The sequence below is a fragment of the Candidatus Leptofilum sp. genome (genome assembly GCF_965223525.1).
Classification (GTDB): domain Bacteria; phylum Chloroflexota; class Anaerolineae; order Promineifilales; family Promineifilaceae; genus Leptofilum.
Genome location: NZ_CBDCWX010000005.1, coordinates 2,232,692 through 2,246,359, shown reverse-complemented (window position 1 = coordinate 2,246,359; position 13,668 = coordinate 2,232,692). Strand labels below are relative to the sequence as shown.

Annotated in this window: 16 protein-coding genes; 6 read left to right on the top strand and 10 right to left on the bottom strand. The window is 51.5% G+C overall.

Annotated elements, in window-relative coordinates:
- Positions 1-4 precede the first annotated feature (4 nt).
- From ACOQPM_RS15315 to ACOQPM_RS15280, 8 genes are all read right to left on the bottom strand, one after another.
- On the bottom strand, positions 5-961 hold the full coding sequence (locus ACOQPM_RS15315; protein ID WP_420630137.1) for a hypothetical protein: 957 nt from the start codon (positions 959-961) through the stop codon (positions 5-7).
- Positions 961-1,779 carry a DUF3891 family protein gene (locus ACOQPM_RS15310; protein WP_420630136.1) on the bottom strand — a complete coding sequence of 273 codons (819 nt, stop codon included), beginning with the start codon at positions 1,777-1,779 and terminating at the stop codon, positions 961-963. The genes ACOQPM_RS15315 and ACOQPM_RS15310 overlap by 1 nt, the downstream gene beginning before the upstream one ends.
- A gap of 6 nt (positions 1,780-1,785) precedes the next feature.
- Positions 1,786-2,253, bottom strand: a complete 468-nt coding sequence (locus tag ACOQPM_RS15305; RefSeq protein ID WP_420630135.1) for a hypothetical protein — start codon at positions 2,251-2,253, stop codon at positions 1,786-1,788.
- 74 nt (positions 2,254-2,327) lie between these two features.
- Positions 2,328-3,059: a GntR family transcriptional regulator gene (locus ACOQPM_RS15300; RefSeq protein ID WP_420630134.1), complete on the bottom strand. Its 732-nt coding sequence runs from the start codon at positions 3,057-3,059 to the stop codon at positions 2,328-2,330.
- A gap of 128 nt (positions 3,060-3,187) precedes the next feature.
- Positions 3,188-3,952 (bottom strand): HpcH/HpaI aldolase family protein, encoded by a 765-nt coding sequence (locus tag ACOQPM_RS15295; RefSeq protein ID WP_420630133.1) that lies wholly within the window; start codon positions 3,950-3,952, stop codon positions 3,188-3,190.
- 41 nt (positions 3,953-3,993) lie between these two features.
- On the bottom strand, positions 3,994-4,704 hold the full coding sequence (locus ACOQPM_RS15290; protein WP_420630132.1) for a hypothetical protein: 711 nt from the start codon (positions 4,702-4,704) through the stop codon (positions 3,994-3,996).
- 177 nt (positions 4,705-4,881) lie between these two features.
- A complete protein-coding gene (locus ACOQPM_RS15285; protein WP_420630131.1) occupies positions 4,882-5,526 on the bottom strand; it encodes a hypothetical protein in 645 nt (214 codons plus the stop codon).
- Positions 5,527-5,598: 72 nt separating this feature from the next.
- Complete coding sequence (locus ACOQPM_RS15280; RefSeq protein ID WP_420630130.1) at positions 5,599-6,381, bottom strand: alpha/beta fold hydrolase; 783 nt, start codon at positions 6,379-6,381, stop codon at positions 5,599-5,601.
- 213 nt (positions 6,382-6,594) lie between these two features.
- On the opposite strand from ACOQPM_RS15280, the gene ACOQPM_RS15275 reads away from it, so the two are divergent.
- From ACOQPM_RS15275 to ACOQPM_RS15265, 3 genes are read left to right on the top strand one after another with little or no spacing between them, the layout of a single operon-like run.
- Positions 6,595-7,338, top strand: coding sequence for a maleate cis-trans isomerase family protein (locus ACOQPM_RS15275; RefSeq protein WP_420630129.1), 744 nt, complete (start codon positions 6,595-6,597; stop codon positions 7,336-7,338).
- Between the two features lie 6 nt (positions 7,339-7,344).
- On the top strand, positions 7,345-8,115 hold the full coding sequence (locus tag ACOQPM_RS15270) for a serine hydrolase domain-containing protein (RefSeq protein ID WP_420630128.1): 771 nt from the start codon (positions 7,345-7,347) through the stop codon (positions 8,113-8,115).
- On the top strand, positions 8,052-8,495 hold the full coding sequence (locus tag ACOQPM_RS15265) for a hypothetical protein (protein WP_420630127.1): 444 nt from the start codon (positions 8,052-8,054) through the stop codon (positions 8,493-8,495). The genes ACOQPM_RS15270 and ACOQPM_RS15265 overlap by 64 nt, the downstream gene beginning before the upstream one ends.
- A gap of 54 nt (positions 8,496-8,549) precedes the next feature.
- On the opposite strand, the gene ACOQPM_RS15260 is transcribed toward ACOQPM_RS15265, so the two are convergent.
- Entirely contained in the window at positions 8,550-9,773 is a 1,224-nt protein-coding gene (locus ACOQPM_RS15260) for an FAD-dependent oxidoreductase (RefSeq protein ID WP_420630126.1), read from the bottom strand.
- A gap of 69 nt (positions 9,774-9,842) precedes the next feature.
- Positions 9,843-11,174, bottom strand: coding sequence for an MFS transporter (locus ACOQPM_RS15255; RefSeq protein ID WP_420630125.1), 1,332 nt, complete (start codon positions 11,172-11,174; stop codon positions 9,843-9,845).
- A 158-nt stretch (positions 11,175-11,332) separates the two neighbouring features.
- Here ACOQPM_RS15255 and ACOQPM_RS15250 point away from each other — a divergent pair, with 158 nt between their 5' ends.
- Genes ACOQPM_RS15250 through ACOQPM_RS15240 form a run of 3 tightly spaced genes read left to right on the top strand, consistent with a single transcriptional unit; the run spans position 11,333 to position 13,644 of the window.
- Positions 11,333-12,526, top strand: a complete 1,194-nt coding sequence (locus ACOQPM_RS15250) for a CaiB/BaiF CoA transferase family protein (protein ID WP_420630124.1) — start codon at positions 11,333-11,335, stop codon at positions 12,524-12,526.
- Between the two features lie 49 nt (positions 12,527-12,575).
- Positions 12,576-13,157: a hypothetical protein gene (locus ACOQPM_RS15245; RefSeq protein ID WP_420630123.1), complete on the top strand. Its 582-nt coding sequence runs from the start codon at positions 12,576-12,578 to the stop codon at positions 13,155-13,157.
- Between the two features lie 28 nt (positions 13,158-13,185).
- The gene (locus ACOQPM_RS15240) at positions 13,186-13,644 is read left to right on the top strand and encodes a PPC domain-containing DNA-binding protein (RefSeq protein WP_420630122.1); all 459 of its coding nucleotides are present in this window, start codon (positions 13,186-13,188) and stop codon (positions 13,642-13,644) included.
- Positions 13,645-13,668 lie beyond the last annotated feature (24 nt).

Here is a 13,668-nt window from a genome sequence, read left to right as displayed (position 1 = left end):
TTCACTAAATCGGCTCATACGCCAGCACCCCAAACTGCACGCCCACCCGCGCACCACCGCGATACCAGGTGTGCAAAACGGCTTTGCACCGGCCGTCGTGGCTCACCACCTCACGCCGCCAGACGCGCAGTTGCTCTTGTAAATAATGGAAATGTCCGCTTAAAGCCCGTCCGCCGCTCATGCTGTAGCTGCCAACCAGATTGCCCGGCTCTGACCAGGCTTCCCACTGGTTACTGTTTAGCCTCATGCTGGTGGCGTTTGGGGTGAAGGCTGTGCCGCTAATTTGGATGTTGAGATGACGGCCGTCTTCCACCACAGTTTCTTCATATTGAGTAGGAGCCATCTTTTCCAGATTGCCGTCTAGCGTGTTGAGTTGGCCTTGCCAACGGCCGTTTCTGTGCAGCAAAATCTCGCCCCGCCCGCCTGCCGGATCGTCGTGCAAATCATAAGATGTGCCGTTCACCAAGGCCGGGATGCCCTGGTACTCATCATCCACCCGCTGGTACTCGCCCACGATAGCATAAATCAGCTTGTCGCCCCGCGACATAAGGGCGAGAGACATTTGCCGATTGCCGTCGGGCAAAATCATGAGGAAAAATCGCTGCGTCAGCCCGGTAACGGGCCAGTAGGCGTTGGCATCAATCAGATTTTCGGCCAGCGTTTCGGCAAAACCGGTGTTGGCTGGCCCCTGGTACAAACGAAAATCGGTATGGTCTTCAATGAAATAATGCCCGGCAAATTTGAGCGGCCCAATGAATGACAAATCAATCTTAACCCGGTTGTCGCCAGCCAGTTTTTGTACGTGTCGTCGGTCGGTGGCATTGCCCAGGAAGCGGCCGTTGCCATCATACACTTCGGCCGTACCCAGCCATTTGCCGATGCCTTGGGTGAATCCAGTGGTGCGGGTTTGTGTGGACATGGGGCGTAGTGCGTAGTGCGTAATGCGTATTTTTCTACGCATTACGCACTACGCACTAAAATAACCTCCTCAGTAATGGGTGCTATCTCTGCCAAAAGTGCTTTCAAATCTGTGCCAACAGGCTGCGGCGTTAGCCAACGTCCTTCATAGCTCAAAGTCAGTTCATCGTTTTGGAATGGATAGGGGGACAGGCTGTAAATGCTCGGTTCAACTAGCTTGATGGTAATCGTCACGTCGTCGCCGACTGCGCGAGGCACGTTTAGGAATTGGGATTCACCCCGAGCCGCCTCGTGGCTCATCTGGAAGTACAGAGCCAGCGTATCGAAAAATTGCAGTAGTTTATAGTTGTGTAGCAATATTTCTGGAGCAGCACATGCTTGTGTGGCTGAATCGGCCGCAAGCTGTTCTTCTAACTGCGCTTGGCGAATGAGTTCTGTATCCAGCATATTTTGTACGCTGGCTTTATGTTCGGCTGGAACCAGATCAATGAATATTTTGTCGGAGAGTCCATAACGGCCGTTAAACAAACCATAGGTGTGCATACTAGACATCAAGCCGCTGTACGGATGATGGGCCGCATTAAATTCAGGCGATCCTGCACTCGTTTGCAGCAAATAGGGCAGCGGCGTTTGCGTCAGGTGATAAGGTAGCCCCGTCTTCACATCCATCTCCACTCTAGCATCAATCGGTTGCCAGCCTGCATCATGATGGGTTGCCACGTACACCATCGGCTCATAAGGTGACGGCGAGGCAAACGCCTCATTGCCAAACGCCGCCGCAATCTGCCCAGACGTTTGGGCATGATCCGTTTGGAAAATAACAAGATGGGGGTGGCCAGTCGGTGCTGTTTGAATAATCATGGCGTATTAGGGCTGCACAATCCTTACAAAATCCTGAATCTGAAAAATATGCGTTTTGCCGTCTCGCACCTTGTGGGTGATGATGCGGCGATTGTTAGGGTCTATGAAATAATGGTTGTTGTACACCGTCGTGCCTGAAAGCTGGCTGACAATGGTAAAAACGTAGTTGAATGGCGTAATTTCTGTGCCTTCAATGGTCACTGCTTCGTTAGCACCGTGGCAATATTTACCCTCAACGGTAATGTCAGAATGGATATCCGCTGGTCCAAATTCGTACAAATTCTCAAAATATTCGTGTAAATGCCACGTTTTCTCATCAATCCAGTACACATTCATGTGAACAGCCGATGCCTCAATAAAATTCCCCTTAGCATCAAACGTTTTGCACAAACCCTCCCAACGACCCATAAAACATTGGTAGGGAACGTGATTGGCGGGGCCGTAATTTTGGTTGCTGTCCATGTCGAACTTCATAGCTTTCTCTCAATTAGGAATTATGGATTAAGGAGGTGTAAGCCATTCATAATTCTTAATTCATCCTTCATAATTTAAATAGTTACCTGATACTTAAACCGATCTCCAAAATAAGCCGCCCACAGCAGTTCAATTGGCGTACCGTCATCGGCCAGGATAAGCCGCTCGATAGTGAGGATGGGTTCGCCAGATGTTGCGCCCAACATTTCAATTTCGGGGCCATTGGCAGCGGTCGCTTCGATGGTGCGCTGGGTAACACTGTTGTGCATTTGCGGCACGTCACGCAAATAACGCATGGAACCACCTTCGGTTAGTCTTTCCAAATTGAGATGGGGAAAAAACAGCTCTGGGACGTAGGCAAAGTGGTAGCCAATTGGTTCGTCGTTAGCCAAGCGCAGGCGGTGAACGCGGAAGACTCGTATTGTTTTGTCAATTTTTAGCCGCTCACGCACCCCTTCCGGCGGTTCCGCTACCCAATCGGCACTGATAACCTGCCAACCGGGGGTTAAGCCTTCAGATTGGAGGTAGCCTGCTGCGCCGGGGCGCACGTTGGGATCATGGGCAAACTTGGGGCGAGTCACAAAGGTGCCGCGCCCTCGCTGCCGATGAAGACGGCCTTCATTGACGAGTTCGGCCAATGTTTGCCGGACGGTGGTGCGGCTTAGGCCAAAGGTTTCCTGAAGTTCTTGCTCACCGGGGATCATATCACCTGGCTGCCACTCGCCCTGCTCAATCTGCTGGAGCAAGACTTGCTTCAGCTGAAAGTAGAGCGGAATCGGCGATGTGCGATCCATTGTTGTTGACATAAACATACACCTAAATGTTATAACATTATAACAATGGGATATTAGCGGGATTTGGCTGGGTTGTCAACTTTTTGAGCCACAGAGTACACAGAGGAAAAAGAGGTTGGAGGTACTCATTTTGGCAGGTGCTAATCAAGAAAATTAGCTGCGCTTTGTTTGAGCAGATTGGGGACGGAGTTGAGGATGATTTGGGCACCGCGCTGGATTTGTTGCTGGGCAGCAACGGCCGTTCCCGCGGTAATCCCCACCCAACAACCTGCATCTTGCATAATGGCAATCGCCTCATCAATCACCGCCTGCACTTCTGGGTGGTTGGGGCCGTCTGGGTATCCCATGGTCAAAGAGAGATCGCGTGGCCCGAAAACAAAGCCATCCACACCCGGTATCTGAATCTGAACCATTTGCGGCAAAAGTTGCAGTATTGCCGCGTCTTCAAACTGGGGCAAAACCATTGTTTGCTCATTGGCTTGCCTAACGTAATTGGCCTGATCCGCCCCGGAGCCAAGCATAAAGTTTGCCGCACGGCCTAGCCCCAGCCCTCGCTTGCCCAGCGGTGGATATTTGACTGCATTGACCAACATTTCGATCTCGGCCACAGTTTCCAGACCAGGCATCATCACGCCCATAAAGCCGGCATCTAAATACTGCAACACAAGTTTGGGGTCTTTTGGGCCTAAACGCACCAGCGGCGTCATGCCCGTCACTTCACAAGCACGGACAATATTTTCGGCCTGGGTTGGATCAATTAGGCCATGTTCGCCATCCACCATGTAGTAATCGAAGCCTGTTAAGCCCAATATTTCTACAATTTGCGGATCGTTGGTGCTGCCAATAACGCCGAAAACAGGCTGACCCTGCTGTAGTTTTGCTTTGGTTTGGTTGATTCGTGACATGCTTTGGCTTTTCTTTTTAAACCACAGAGGGCACTGAGAAATTAGGTAAAGACCTCGGTGTTCTCCGTGACCTCTGCGGCAAATTCTTTACCAACAGCCGTTTCCCGACTCAACTGCCACGCTGCAAAGGCAAAGGCCCCTTGAGCAAAAGCATTAATTGTTTCTTCAACCCACTGCAAGGCAATGGTTTGTTCTGGGACGCGCGCCAGACCGCTTAGAGCAAAGACGGCAATGAGGTTAAACAAAAACAGACCCGCAGCCAAAGTTAACCGCTGCTGCATGGCCTGGCGAATAAGCAAAATACCAACGGCTAAATTTGCCAAGGTGGTGAGGGCGAGCAAGGTAAAAACCCAGTAGCGTTCTTGGGGCTGCACAAAGCGGGCAATGATTGCCCCAATGCCAAACAGAGCGATGATGATGAACGGCCGTAGCCACACCCGCTGCGAAGAAACCTTGCCCGCCAGTGCTCCCCGAAAATGCCACAACGCACCGGCCAGCAGCGTAAAACCTGGCCCCAGAAAAACAAACAGCAGGTTATCCAGTACCGCAAAATCGTTGCCTGTGGTGGCAATGATGAGCTTCCAGACCGCCTTGGAAAGCCCCCCCAGCGTGATAAGCCCAGCCGCCAAATAAGCCACCTGGCCACTCATTGCATCCAATCTGGCAATCATACGCGCAATGAGAAAAACGCCAACGGCCGAAAAAATGACGGGAATAAAATCCACCAGGGCTAAAGAAAGTGTGTATTCCATAAAGTTCTCGAGATTAGTGCGTAGGTTGCACGGTCTACGCAATACACCGTACCCGCGCAAAATGTGCGCCATGAGCGTAAAAAGATCGATCACGCAAAGACGCAAAGGCGCAAACTTTTTTTTCTTCCTTCGCGGCTTTGCGCCTTGGCGTGAAATTATGGTTGTGGCTTTGCCACTTTATGCTCTACGCACTACGTTCCAAGTTGCCAACAAGCTGGCCAACAACACCACCTCAACACCAGAACCAACAATAGGCCCCACTAGGCTGGGCGGAACTGCGCTGCCAATAAACATGATCAGGCCACCCAAAAACAGCCACGGCCACTGCCTGAGTCGCCAAATAAAGATGCCCATAATCATGATGATGATAATGGTAATAATGGCAGGGATGGGTGGGCCAGCAACGGCCGTATCCACATAGCGCAGCGTATTGCCAAATTGTTCTGGCTCGTACACAAAATGGGTAAATTCCACCAGGCCAAAACCAATGAGCGCGACGGTTATAATCCCAAAAAGCGCATGGGTCAATCGCTTTTGCGTCCAACCCACGCCCGCCCGAGCGGCCAAGGAAACTGAGGCGGCAATCAACAACGGGGTGATGAGGGCATGGAGTAAAAATCGCCCCTGATTTAGCGTTTGCAGCAGCTCGCCCTCGCCTAGGAAACGTCCCAGTGAGATGACCCCGTTGTCGTAAACAAGGCCAGCAATTGGTAGCAAAATAAGGAGCAGCATGAGTTTACGGCCGTCTCGCCACAAACGAAAGCCCCAAATGAGCAGAACGATATGTGCCAAGGTGTAGAGGATGTAGAGAAATTCGGCCATTAGGAAGTCCTATTGCGAATTTCGTATTGCGTAACGCCTTGATTCATACGCAATACGAAATTCGCAATACGGTCACATCAAAAACTCTCTTAATAAATTCGCCACCACCTGCGGCTGCTCATCACAAATATAAGTGCCAGCGTTGGGGATTGTGTGGCAACGGCCGTTTTGCACCAGGTTTGCCGACGGTTCCAAACTAGCCAGCAAGCTGTCGTTTTCACCTGCCAGCAGCAAAACCGGGCAGCTTATAGCCGCCAATTGTGCCGCAAACTCCTGGGCGAAGACGGCATGATACGCTTCGTGGTAACTGTGGCGGCACTGCAGTGCCGCTATCGTTTCCCGCAGCGTCAGCTCAGGCGGTGCCGCTGGATTTTTGTGCCGCAGGCGCTGCCAAAGCTCGGTGAGGAAACGGCCGTCTACGTCCAGCTCCATCATGGGCAAAGTTGTTTTTAGATGGGCAATTTGCGCCTGAGTGAGCAATGGTGGGCCAGAGAGCGCCAGATGTGTAATCAACTCTGGTTTGTCAAAAGCCAATTGTACCCCGATAGCCGCACCAGTATGATGCCCAAACACGGCGCAATTATTGATATTTAGCGCATGGAGAAGATTGGCAACGGCCGTTGCATATCCCACCACTGTTGCCTCGCCCGGCAGCGGGTCAGACAGGCCAAAACCGGGTGTGTCGGGAGCAATGCACCAAAAATCGGCCGCCAATTCAGCCATGAGCAACTCGTACATGATGGATGAGCTGGGAGTTTGGTGCAAGAGTAAAAGCGGCCGTTTGCCATGATGCTCCGTCATTCGATAATGCACTTGACCGTATGAGAATGTGCTATAGCCTTTTGCAAGAATCATCAGGGCAGCTTGCCTAGAATCCAGTCGGCGTAGGCCGACTTTGTAACCGTAGGTGCAGATAAATCTGCCATTTTAGCCAATTTTGACGACCATTTTTAAATGTGATAATGTTACATTGTTATAACATTTACGTCAAAGGATTTTATTATTGTGTATTTGTATTACGTGTCAGCAATACGAAATACACAATGCCTACAGATGAAGGAGACCCCCATGGCCGATGCCCTAGCCTGGCGCAAAAAATTTGGCGTCATCGTCCCCAGCACCAACACCATCGTAGAACCCGACTTTTATCACATGGCCGTCCCCGGCGTGACGGCTCACATCTCTCGCATTTGGATTCGTGACCAAAACCTGAGCGACAACGATGCCTTTGAGGCCCTCTTGGAGCAAATTCGGGTGGAAATTGAGTATGCCGTACAGCGAGTGATGACCGCCGAAGTGGATTATATGGTCATGGGCATGAGCGCCGAAACCTTTTGGGGGGGTGTTCAGGGCAACCGTGAATTTATCCGCAATATAAAAAAGTGGAGCGGGCTAGATGTGGCTACCGGAGCCGAAGCGTGTGAACGGGCTCTCAACCTATTTGGTGCCAAAAAGATTGGCGTTGTTACCCCTTACCAGCAAATTGGGGATGATAATGTCATCAAGTTCTTCAACGAAATTGGCTTTGAGGTGGTGCGGATTAAGGGGCTGAAATGCCCAACGGCCGTTGCCATTGCCCACGTTTCAGAAGAAGAGCTACGCCAAGCACTCATTGAAGTAAACGGTGAAGATGTGGATGCTTTGGTGCAGGCTGGCACCAACTTGAGCATGGTGGGGCTCGCCGACGAAGCCGAACGCTGGCTAGGCAAACCCGTCATTGCCATCAACGCCGCCACCTGGTGGATGGCGCTTCGGGAAAACGGGATTGAGGATAAGGTGTATGGTTGCGGCCGTTTGCTGCGTGAATTCTAGACTTGAATGACTTTTTTGGTAATTCTTCTCACTGTTGCCCTCATTTCCATTATCGTCTATAGGCGCGATCCCTGGCTGTGGCGACGTTTCTTTGGTTTGTTTCAACACATGAACGATCCCGGCCACATTGGGCTTCAACCAACCGAAACGGTTCCCTCTCCCCAACCCATTGGCCTACTCGCTGTTAACTCCGCTAAACAAACTATCAATAAAGAAGCTTTACAAGCTGTACAAAGGTATGCTGCCAGCTTTGAATCTTATGCTTTGCTCGTTCTTCATCGCGGCGTGATACAAGCAGAATGGTACAGCGAAGGTCGCTCTGCATCCTCCCTTACCCAATCGCAATCAATGCACAAAACGGTTCTGCCCATTTTGCTCCACAGCGCGATTGCCGAGGGGCACATTAGCTCCCTGGATGCTTCTATTGGGCAATTCATTCACGAATGGCAAGCTGATGCCCGTGGAGAAATCACAATTCGCCAGATGCTGATGATGTCTAGCGGTTTGGATCAGTACGGCTTCTCATTCAACCCCTTCTCAAATGATTTTCGTTGGCTGTTCAGTGGCAACACGCTTCCCTTCGTTTTGGCAGTTCCCCTTGCTTATGAACCAGGCAGCCAATTTGACTACAATAATCTGAATTCTTACTTACTGGGTCTACTCCTTGAACGCGCTACTGGGCAACGGTATGCTGCTTACTTGGCGGAAAAATTGTGGCAACCTTTGTGTGGCTCGATGATGTCAACGGCCGTTCCCATACAGAATGCTGCCTTTTAGCCCAGGCGCGTGATTGGGCCAAGTTCGGCCAGATGCTGCTAAACAAGGGGGTGGTAAACGGCCGTCAAATTGTCCCGGCAACCTGGATTGAGCAGATGATAACCCCGTCTCCCGTTAGCCCATACTATGGCCTGCACATTTGGTTAGGCTATGAGGAGACGCCCAACCCGCGCCCTGGCGCAGGTGGGTACATCCGCACTGAACCCTTTTTGGCTAAAGATACTTATTATGCTTCCGGCTATGGGGCACAACGAATCTACATTGTTCCTTCCCATGAACTCGTCATTGTGCGTATGGGGCCATTTGCTGGCCCTAAACCGCTCAAAGACGGTTGGGACAATAGTTATCTGGTAAATACCCTGATCCGGGGCTTGCTGTAAAACTGCTTGAAGAAAATGCTTACTCGGCGCTGCCAAGAAGCAGGTTGGTTATTGCTAAATTCTTTCTGAAAGCATGGATGCCTTCAATAAGTAAGCCCGTGCCAGAGCCGGATCGGCCGCCATCGCTCGCAATTGGGCATCCCGCTGCTGGCGTTCAGCATCACTTTTTGCTGTCATGTCTTTAAAACGCTGCTCCGAATAAGATTGTACATCCTCCAAAGCAACTTGCCGCCTTTCTGTATTGTATTGATCAAGCAATGATTCATCCCCCTCCCCTTCTAAAATAGAAGAGAGTTTGGGTGCTAGGTTATGGGCATCGTGAATGCCGCTGTTCATGCCCATGCCGCCCATTGGGTTGTTGTTGTGAGCCGCATCCCCCACCAGCAACACATTGCCTACACGAAACGTATCTGCAACGCGGCGATGGACGCGGTAGAGTTGGGTCGTGAGGATGTTGAAGGGGGGGGTATTGCGTGTTGCGTATTGCGTATTTTGTCCCTCGACGACGAAGTTTTGCAAACGCTGTTGCAGGGCGGCGGGGCTGGTGGCTGTGTCGCTGTCTTCTTCGTCGCGCAGGCGGAAGACAACGCGAGTGAGGTCGGGCAAAGCGAGCATGATGACCCACTCTTTGGGATCGAAAATGTAGTTGACGGGGCCAAGATCGGGGTAATGCTGGCGAAAATTGTAATCTGTGCCAATGAGTAGGAAGCGATCTTGATAGGTGGAGCCGGGGAAGGCCAAACCAAGCAGGCGGCGGGTGGCACTGTGGGAGCCATCTGCGCCACATAGGTAACGGCCGTTCACTGCCACCTCTCCATTTTCCGTTTGGAATACGGCCGTCACATGCGAACCATGATCCGTAAAACCAATTAACTCATGCCCCATATGCACCGTAGCATAGGGTGACTGCTGCAGCAGCGGCTTGAGCGTGCGCGTAAGAATGTGCTGGGGACATTGCAGCCGAAAAGGAAATGGCGTGTCGGCGGCGATACTTTCGTAGTTAAACTGGGCAATCAATTCCTGGGTGCGGCGTTCCCAATACATCAGTTGGCGCACTGGGTTGCCGTTGGCAATTACCTGCTCGGCGACGCCCCACTCAGCAAACATCTCCAGCGTGGCAGGGTGCAGGGTACTGGCACGGATTTCCTGGTTGAGCGTGGGCTCTTTTTCGTAAACGGCCGTTGCCACACCCTGCTGCGCCAAAGCCGTCGCCAAAGAAAGCCCAACCGGGCCAGCACCAACGATGAGGACTGGAAGGAGTTCGTTTTTGTCTGACATAAATTTGTTTTATTGCGTATTTCGTATTGCGTAGGAGTTGATACGAAATACGCAATACGCAATATGTTTCTAATGCCCCCCAACCGCATCAGCCGACTCATTCAGCGGCACAACCTTATCCCGAATAACCAAGCCCACAATGACCACAATGACGCTAAAGATGCTAAACAAAACAAAGGGTCCCTGCGGCTTCCAGGTGTCGAAGAGTTGACCGCCGACCCCGGTCGCCACCATAATGCCCACAGCACCACATAAGCTAAAAATCCCGATCACTGAGCCGCGAATTTCGCTGGGGGCTTGCTGGGCGATCAGTACGCCGCTGGCAATAACGCCGCTAATTTCGCCCAGGCCAATGAGAACGGCGCAAAGGAAAATGATGCCGCCAGTTGGATCATCTACCAGCAGCGTGGAGCCATAGCCAATGGCCGAAATGGAAACCGCAATGATAACGGCCGTTACCCGATTCATCCGGTCTGCCATGATGCCAAAAATGGGCGCGGTGAGCAACGAAACCAGTTGCGAGATGCCAATGATAATGCCTGATCGCGCCAACGCTTCGGCCGTTGTTAGCCCCGCTTCTGCCGTGCCATATGTCACAATCCACAGCGAGAAAAAGGTACCCACAATGGCTAAATCCCCCCGCGAGACAAAGGCTGCCATATAAGCCAGGGCAATGCCTGGGTCTTTGGCAGCGTCAAAACCTTCTTTGCTAATTTGCCAGATGCTTTTCTTTTGCTCTTTTTGTCGCTTAGTGCGGCTTTGCAGCCCAATGACCATCAAGACAGCAGAAATAGTGGCAACAACAGCCACCAGCCAAAAGGTGCGCTGCGTCGCCTGCAAGGCCGATGCCCCGCCATCCATAAAAATTTTGGGCAGTTGTAAAGCCACAAATACAGTGAGAATCGCACCAATGCCGTTGCCGATGCCTTGCAGCCCCGCCGCCTTGCCCCGATCGTCGTTAATCACATAGTCAGCAATCACCGTCGCCATCATGGTGGTTATGGACGAGGAACCCAAAGCAAAGAAGCCACGAAACAGGTAAAGCTGAGGAATGCTGGTAACGCTGGGGTACAGGAATAAGGCCACCCCCATGATGAGAAAGCCAACGGCCGTTACAAATTTACGCCCCACCTTGTCAGACAGCGTCCCCCAGCCGCCAATCGAAAACAAAATGACAATTTCAGCAAAAAGCGCCAAATTCCCGCTGATCACCCCCTGCTCACTTTCTGGAATCGCTAAAAGCTCCGTCAGCAAAAAGGGCTGCACTTGGGGCAAAAAAGTAAACATCATCAAAGCCGTTATCGTAGAAATGTAGTAAACGACCATATTTTTGACCGTAATACCGGGCATCATCCGCACGGGGCCAAACTTTCTGGGGGTCGGGGCTGGGTTTGTCATCATGTCTCCTGATTTTGTCGGGGGTGGTCGCCAATGATACAATGATATAATGTTATAACATTTAACTGTAGAATCAAAGTTTTATCCATTATTGCGTAGGGCTTTTACACGGCCAGAGGCAATACGAAATACGCACTACGCAATACGTACCAGGAACCTTCATGAAAGCCCTTTCACACATCCGCCTCCTTGACCTCACCCACATGCTCAGTGGCCCTTACGCAGGCATGATGCTAGCTGATTTAGGTGCAGACACCATCAAAATTGAGCCACCGGGCAGAGGCGAAGGCACCCGCCGCCTGCTGGAAAACGATCCCCAAAATAGCCTGCACGGCATGGGTGCTTATTTTCTGACGCTCAATCGTAACAAAAAAAGCGTCACTTTGAATTTGAAATCGGAAGAAGGCTTGGCGCTGTTTTATGAATTGGTAAAAACGGCCGATATCGTTCTGGATAACTTCAGTGCTGGCGTTACTAGTCGGCTTAAAATTGACCATGAACGCTTATCTGCCATCAATCCACGAATTATTACCGCCACCATCACCGGCTTCGGTGAAACGGGCCCAGACAACAAGCGCCCCGCCTTTGACATGGTAGCCCAGGCAATGGGCGGCGGCATGTCTATCACGGGGCAACCAGATAGCCCCCCCACCCGCGCTGGCATTCCTATCGGCGACCTAGCGGGTGGCTTGATGGGCGTAGTAGGCGTACTGGCAGCCCTCGCTGCGCGTGAACAAACCGGGCGCGGTCAGCATGTAGACATTGCTATGCTGGATGCCCAAATTAGCCTCCTCAACTATATGGCAACGATGTACAGTTTGTCTGGTCTGGTACCGGGACAGTTGGGCAACGCCCACTTTGTCCATGTACCTTACGACACCTTCCCAGTAAGTGACGGCCACATCATCATTGCCGTGATTACAGATAATTTTTGGACAAACCTAATGGCTTTGGTTGATGCGCCTGATTTAGATACGGAGGAAAACAAAGGACAGCCTGGTCGCTGGCAGAACAAGACCACCATCAACCAGCGTCTCAGTGAAATTTTCCAAACCAATACGCAGGCTTACTGGATTGATAAGCTGGGCGAGGCGCGTATTCCTTGTGCGCCAGTCAATAATTTTGCCCAGGCGCTGAGCGCACCGCAGGTGTTGGCGCGGGAAATGGTCGTGGAGGTGGATCATCCTTCGGGCGGCAGCGTAAAAATGCCGGGCAACCCCATCAAACTGTCTGAAACGCACGAAGAGTCATTTAGTCCGCCACCGCTTTTAGGGCAACACACGGATGAGGTCTTGCAATCGTTAGGCAAATCAGCCGCGACTATTGCCGCTTTGCGTGGAAAAGGGGCCATTTAGGGTGGATTCAGCCATCGTTTACCAGCCCAAATCTGCTTGGCGACGCGCTATGATTTATTTTGCAGTTTGTTTGCTACTGGGCTGGTGGAGTGGTGCGTTGCAAATTATTTTTAGTCGGCCTTTGATAACGGCCGTTCCCTCAACACCCGGCTACATCCCTCTAACCCTTGCCTGCTTTGTGGTCATTTTGGTGGGCTATGGGTACATCTGGCCGAAGGGAACGCTGACGCACGGCCGTTCCCTAAATGTGCTTGCCGTCCTGCTTTTTGGCCTGCTCTGGGGCATTAGTGAAGGAACCCTCTTTGTCTCGGTTTGGCTGCTGACATCAAACTGGATTTCGGCACAGTGGCTGGTTGTGTTTGTTTCGTTTCTCATCTTGCCTGCCTTCATCGGGCTGTGGCACGCGCTTTACTGGGACATTTACGTGGCTCCCGAACACAATATTGCGGCGTGGAACGGCCGTAAAGTTCTTCTAGCTCATGTCCCCAACCTTTCTTTGACCCTCATTCATCTAACGCTTTACCAAAATGCACGGCTTTTTGTACTGTGGCAAACAGTAGCTCTGTTGCTCTCGACTTATTTCATGCGCTTTCCGCCATTCTGGCAAGAAATAGGTCATGAACAAAATTAAGAATCCGCAGTCTGCAGATGGGACAATTATGGCAAAGATAAGATGCAAGCAAGTAAATTCGGCTGGTTTGCGGGTGTTTATGGGTACGTTAACCAATGGTGCAAATGTGCATGAAGCATTGACGCAAACGGCCGTTACCCACTACATCACCACTGCCACTTTCGAACTACTGGGTGGCCTGAATGAAGTTACCTTTACCGCTTACGATTTTGAGCAGCAAACCCGACAAGAGCCAACTGTGTTGAAACAGCCGTTAGAAATCGTCTCCGGTCACGGCACAATCAGCCTGCTGGATGACCACCCCCACGTCCACCTACATCTGTCTGTCAGCTTTCGGGATGCCGCCTACCCGCACGGCATTGGCTTGGTAGGCGGTCACGCCGCCAGCGCCGCCGCTTTTGCTGTAGAATTCACGCTCATGGCGTACGATGGCAAGCCAATGAGGCGCGTGCTGGATGTGGGCACTGGGTTAAAATTATGGAGGTAGCTAGTATTGCGTATTCCGAAACAG

Excerpts from the sequence above, each read along its gene's own strand:
- ACOQPM_RS15315 (WP_420630137.1), bottom strand. The coding sequence starts at position 961 with ATGCGTAGAAAAATACGCATTACGCACTACGCACTACGCCCCATGTCC.
- ACOQPM_RS15310 (WP_420630136.1), bottom strand. The coding sequence starts at position 1,779 with ATGATTATTCAAACAGCACCGACTGGCCACCCCCATCTTGTTATTTTC.
- ACOQPM_RS15305 (WP_420630135.1), bottom strand. The coding sequence starts at position 2,253 with ATGAAGTTCGACATGGACAGCAACCAAAATTACGGCCCCGCCAATCAC.
- ACOQPM_RS15300 (WP_420630134.1), bottom strand. The coding sequence starts at position 3,059 with ATGTCAACAACAATGGATCGCACATCGCCGATTCCGCTCTACTTTCAG.
- ACOQPM_RS15295 (WP_420630133.1), bottom strand. The coding sequence starts at position 3,952 with ATGTCACGAATCAACCAAACCAAAGCAAAACTACAGCAGGGTCAGCCT.
- ACOQPM_RS15290 (WP_420630132.1), bottom strand. The coding sequence starts at position 4,704 with ATGGAATACACACTTTCTTTAGCCCTGGTGGATTTTATTCCCGTCATT.
- ACOQPM_RS15285 (WP_420630131.1), bottom strand. The coding sequence starts at position 5,526 with ATGGCCGAATTTCTCTACATCCTCTACACCTTGGCACATATCGTTCTG.
- ACOQPM_RS15280 (WP_420630130.1), bottom strand. The coding sequence starts at position 6,381 with ATGATTCTTGCAAAAGGCTATAGCACATTCTCATACGGTCAAGTGCAT.
- ACOQPM_RS15275 (WP_420630129.1), top strand. The coding sequence starts at position 6,595 with ATGGCCGATGCCCTAGCCTGGCGCAAAAAATTTGGCGTCATCGTCCCC.
- ACOQPM_RS15270 (WP_420630128.1), top strand. The coding sequence starts at position 7,345 with ATGACTTTTTTGGTAATTCTTCTCACTGTTGCCCTCATTTCCATTATC.
- ACOQPM_RS15260 (WP_420630126.1), bottom strand. The coding sequence starts at position 9,773 with ATGTCAGACAAAAACGAACTCCTTCCAGTCCTCATCGTTGGTGCTGGC.
- ACOQPM_RS15255 (WP_420630125.1), bottom strand. The coding sequence starts at position 11,174 with ATGATGACAAACCCAGCCCCGACCCCCAGAAAGTTTGGCCCCGTGCGG.
- ACOQPM_RS15250 (WP_420630124.1), top strand. The coding sequence starts at position 11,333 with ATGAAAGCCCTTTCACACATCCGCCTCCTTGACCTCACCCACATGCTC.
- ACOQPM_RS15245 (WP_420630123.1), top strand. The coding sequence starts at position 12,576 with ATGATTTATTTTGCAGTTTGTTTGCTACTGGGCTGGTGGAGTGGTGCG.
- ACOQPM_RS15240 (WP_420630122.1), top strand. The coding sequence starts at position 13,186 with ATGGCAAAGATAAGATGCAAGCAAGTAAATTCGGCTGGTTTGCGGGTG.